This window comes from Streptomyces sp. NPDC059454 (assembly GCF_042749965.1).
In the GTDB taxonomy this organism is placed as follows: Bacteria; Actinomycetota; Actinomycetes; order Streptomycetales; family Streptomycetaceae; genus Streptomyces.
This window is the reverse complement of the sequence record NZ_JBHYVC010000045.1, coordinates 1-4809: the sequence shown is the minus strand read 5'-3', so window position 1 is coordinate 4809 and position 4809 is coordinate 1. Positions and strand designations below refer to the sequence as shown.

Here is a 4809-nt window from a genome sequence, read left to right as displayed (position 1 = left end):
CGGAGCGACCATGACCACGCCCAGCGAAAAAGTTGTCGAAGCTCTCCGGGCCTCGCTCAAGGAGACCGAACGGCTGCGGCGGCAGAACCGGGAACTCGCGGCCGCCGCCGCGGAACCCATCGCCGTCGTCGCGATGAGCTGCCGCTACCCCGGAGGCATCGCCTCCCCCGAGGACCTGTGGCGGCTCGTCGAGTCCGGCACCGACGCCATCTCCGGCTTCCCCACCGACCGCGGCTGGGACCTCGACGCCCTGCGCGACGCCGGTACGGACGCGCGCGGCCACTCCGTCAGCCAGCAGGGCGGATTCCTCGACGGCGTCGCCGACTTCGACGCCGCCTTCTTCGGGATCTCGCCCCGCGAGGCCGTCTCCATGGACCCGCAGCAGCGGCTCCTCCTGGAGACCTCCTGGGAGGCCCTGGAGCGGGCGGGCATCGACCCGCAGAGCCTGCGCGGCAGCGCCACCGGTGTCTTCGTCGGCACCAACGGCCAGGACTACGCCTACCTGCTGGTCCGCTCCCTGGCCGACGCCACCGGCGACATCGGCACCGGCATCGCCGCCAGCGCCACCTCCGGCCGCCTGTCCTACACCCTCGGCCTGGAGGGTCCGGCGGTCACCGTCGACACCGCCTGCTCCTCCTCCCTGGTCGCCCTGCACGCCGCCGCCCACGCCCTGCGCGCCGGGGAGTGCGGCCTCGCCCTCGCGGGCGGCGTCAACGTCATGTCCGCGCCGGGCTCCCTGATGGAGTTCAGCCGCCAGGGCGGCCTGGCCGGCGACGGCCGCTGCAAGGCCTTCTCCGACGACGCCGACGGCACCGGCTGGTCCGAGGGCGTCGGCATGCTCCTGCTGGAACGCCTCTCCGACGCCCGCCGCAACGGGCACCCCGTGCTCGCCGTGATCCGCGGCTCCGCCGTCAACCAGGACGGCGCCTCCAACGGCTTCACCGCCCCCAACGGCCCCTCCCAGCAGCGCGTCATCCAGCGCGCCCTGCACACCGCCGGCCTGACCACCGCCGACATCGACGCCGTCGAGGCCCACGGCACCGGCACCCCCCTCGGCGACCCCATCGAGGCCCAGGCCCTCCTCGCCACCTACGGCCAGGGCCGCGACCCCGAACAGCCCCTGCTGCTCGGCTCCATCAAGTCGAACATCGGGCACGCGCAGGCCGCCGCGGGCGTCGCCGGCGTGATCAAAATGGTCATGGCGATGCGCCACGGCGTCCTGCCGCCCACCCTGCACGCCGACCGGCCGTCCCGGCACGTCGACTGGAGCGCGGGCGCCGTCCGCCTCCTGGGCGAGCGCACCCCCTGGCCGGAGACCGGCCGCCCCCGCCGGGCCGGCGTGTCCTCCTTCGGCATCAGCGGCACCAACGCCCACGTCCTGCTGGAACAGGCCGAACCGGCCCCGGAACCCGACGAGCCCGCCGCCCCGTCCCTCACCCCGGCGGTCGTGCCGTGGCCGGTCTCCGCCAAGACCGAGGACGCCCTGCGGGACCGGCTCGCGCAGATCACCGCACCCACCGACGCCACCGCGCTCGACACCGGCTACTCCCTCGCCACCGGCCGCTCGGTGTTCGAACACCGGGCGATGCTGCTCACCGGCGCCGACGGCGTACCCGCCGAGGTGGCCCGCGGCCGGGCCACGGAACGCTCACTGGCCGTCCTGTTCTCCGGCCAGGGCTCCCAGCGGCCCGGCATGGGCCGTGAACTGTACGCCCGCTTCCCGGTGTTCGCCGAGGCCCTGGACGCCGTACTGCACCGGCTCGACCGCGAACTCGACCGTCCGCTGCGTGACATCGTCTTCGCCGGACGCCGCACCCCCGAGGCGGACCTCCTCGACACCACCGGCTACACCCAGCCCGCCCTGTTCGCCGTCGAGGTGGCGCTCTACCGGCTCGTCGAATCGTGGGGCGTGACACCGGAGTTCGTGGGGGGCCACTCGGTCGGCGAGATCGCCGCCGCGCACGTGGCGGGCGTCCTGTCCCTGGACGACGCCTGCACGCTGGTCGCGGCCCGCGCCCGGCTGATGCAGGAACTCCCGTCCGGCGGCGCCATGATGGCGGTCCAGGCCACCGAGGAGGAGATCACCCCCAGGCTGACCGGCGGCGTGTCCGTGGCCGCGGTCAACGGCCCGGACGCCGTGGTCGTCGCCGGCGTCGACACCGAGGTCCTGGCGCTCGCGGCCGAGTTCGCGGCCCAGGGCCGCAAGACGCAGCGTCTTTCGGTGAGTCACGCCTTCCACTCGCCGCTGATGGAGCCGATGCTCGACGCCTTCCGCGCGGTCGCGGAGGGGCTGACGTACACCGAGCCGGTCATCCCCGTCGTGTCCAACGTGACCGGCGAGATCGCCGGCCCGGAGCTGCTGTGCTCGGCGGACTACTGGGTGCGCCACGTCCGGGAGGCCGTGCGCTTCGCCGACGGTGTGCGCGCCCTGGCCGGCGCCGGCGCCGACGCGTTCCTGGAGCTGGGCCCGGACGGCGTCCTGACCGGGATGGCCGCGCGGGTGCTCGACGGCACCACCGACACCGTCTCCGCGGCGGCCCTGCGCAAGGACCGCGCCGAGGAACGCGCCCTGCTCACCGCCCTGTCCCGGCTCCACGTCGCGGGCGTCCGCGTCGACTGGGCCCGCTGCTTCGACGGGACCGGTGCGCGCCGCACCGACCTGCCCACCTACCCCTGGCAGCACGAGCGGTACTGGCCCGTCCTGATGGCCGCCGCCGGCGACGTGTCGGCCGCCGGTCTCGTCTCCGCCGAACACCCCCTGCTGGGCGCCGCGGTGTCCCTGGCAGGTCTCGACGGGGTCCTGTTCACCGGGCGGCTCTCCGCGCAGACCCACCCCTGGCTGATGGACCACACGGTGGGCGGCGTGGTCGCCTTCCCCGCCACCGGCTTCCTGGAACTCGCCGTCCGCGCCGGCGACCAGGTGGGCTGCGACCGCATCGACGAACTCACCCTCGCCAAGCCGCTCATCCTCACCGAGGACGCCGCCGCCGTCGTCCAGGTGTGGGTCGGCGCCCCGGACGAGACCGGCGCCCGCAAGGTCACCGTCTACTCGCAGGCCATGGACGATCCGGAGCAGCGCTGGACCGAGCACGCCAACGGCGTCCTCACCACCGGCGAACGCACCACCGTCTTCGACGCGAGCGTCTGGCCCCCGCGCGGCGCCGTCGCCGCCGACCTCGAGGGCTTCTACGAGCGCACCGAGTACGGCCCCGTCTTCCAGGGGCTGCGCGCCGTCTGGCGGCGCGGCGACGAGGCGTTCGTCGAGGTGGCCCTGCCGAGCCAGGTCGACGACGCCGAGTACTACGGCATGCACCCGGCCCTGCTCGACGCCGCTGTGCAGTCCGTCGGCTTCGTCGGCCTCGGCGACGGCAAGAAGCTGCTGCCGTTCTCCTGGTCCGGGGTGTCGCTGCACGCGGGCGGCGCCTCCGTGGTCCGCGTGCGCGTCGCCCGCGTCGGCGAGGACTCCGTCTCCATCGCCGCGGTCGATGTCGAGGGCGCGCCCGTGCTCTCCGCCGAGTCGCTCATCCTGCGTGTTCCCTCCGCCATCCAGGCCCCCGCGCTGCGCGGCAGCGAACAGGACGGCCTGCTCCGCCTCCAGTGGACCCCCGCCACCGACGCCGGCACCGACACGGACGTGCGCTGCGCCGTCCTCGGCACCGGCACGGGACTGCCGGGCACCACCGTCACCGGCCTCGCCGACTGCCTCGCGGCCTCCCCGCCGCCCGAGTTCGTCCTGGTACCGCTGGACGGCACGGGCGGCGAACTGCCCGCCGCCGCCCACTCCCTCACCGCCCGCACCCTCGACCTGGTGCGCCAGTGGCTGGAACTGAACCCCTCCGGACCGTCCCGGCTGGTGTTCGTCACGCGCGGCGCCGTCGCCGCCGACACCGGCGAGCGGGTACACGACCTCGCCGCCGCAGCCGCCTGGGGCCTGGTCCGCAGCGCCGAGGCCGAGAACCCGGGCCGCTTCGCCCTGCTCGACCTCGACGCGGACGCCACGGGCACCGACGTCGGCACGCTGCTGGGACGACTGCCCGCGCTGCTGGCCGGCGGTGACACCCAGTTCGTCGTCCGCGACGACACCGTACGCGTCGCCCGGCTGGCCCGGCTGACCAGCGGCGCGAGCCTGCTCCCGGTCGCCGGACTGCCCTGGCGGCTCGACAGCGACGACCGCGGCACCCTCGACGCCCTCACCCTCGCCCCCTCCCCGGAAGCGCTCCGGGCGCCGGAGGGTCGGCAGGTGCGCCTCGACGTGCGGGCGGCCGGGCTGAACTTCCGTGACGTGATGAACGCGCTCGGCATGTACCCGGGTGAGGCCGGACTCCTCGGCTCGGAGGCGGTCGGTGTCGTGGCCGAGACCGGCCCCGAGGTCACCGGACTGCGGGCCGGCGACCGGGTGATGGGCATGGTGCCCGGCGGCCTGGCCGACACCGTGCTCATCGACGAGCGCTACCTCGTTCACGTCCCCGACACCTGGACGGACGAGCAGGCGGCGTCCGTGCCGCTGGTCTTCCTGACCGCCCTGTACGCCTTCCGTGACCTGGCGGGTCTGCGGGCGGGGGAGTCGGTGCTGGTGCATGCCGGTGCGGGCGGTGTCGGCATGGCGGCGGTGCAGTTGGCCCGGCATCTGGGTGCGGAGGTGTTCGCGACCGCGAGTGAGGGCAAGTGGGAGACGCTGCGGGGTCTGGGTCTGGACGACGACCACATCGCGTCCTCGCGTGATCTGGGCTTCGAGGAGAAGTTCCGGGCGGTGTCCGGTGGCCGGGGCGTGGATGTGGTGCTGAACGCGCTCGCGGGCGAGTTCGTGGA

Annotated in this window: 1 protein-coding gene; it reads left to right on the top strand. The window is 74.6% G+C overall.

Annotated features, from left to right (window positions below; translation table 11 throughout):
- Positions 1-10: 10 nt before the first annotated feature.
- On the top strand, positions 11-4809 hold a 4799-nt coding region (locus ACFXAE_RS25775; protein WP_384718925.1), incomplete at its 3' end, for a beta-ketoacyl synthase N-terminal-like domain-containing protein.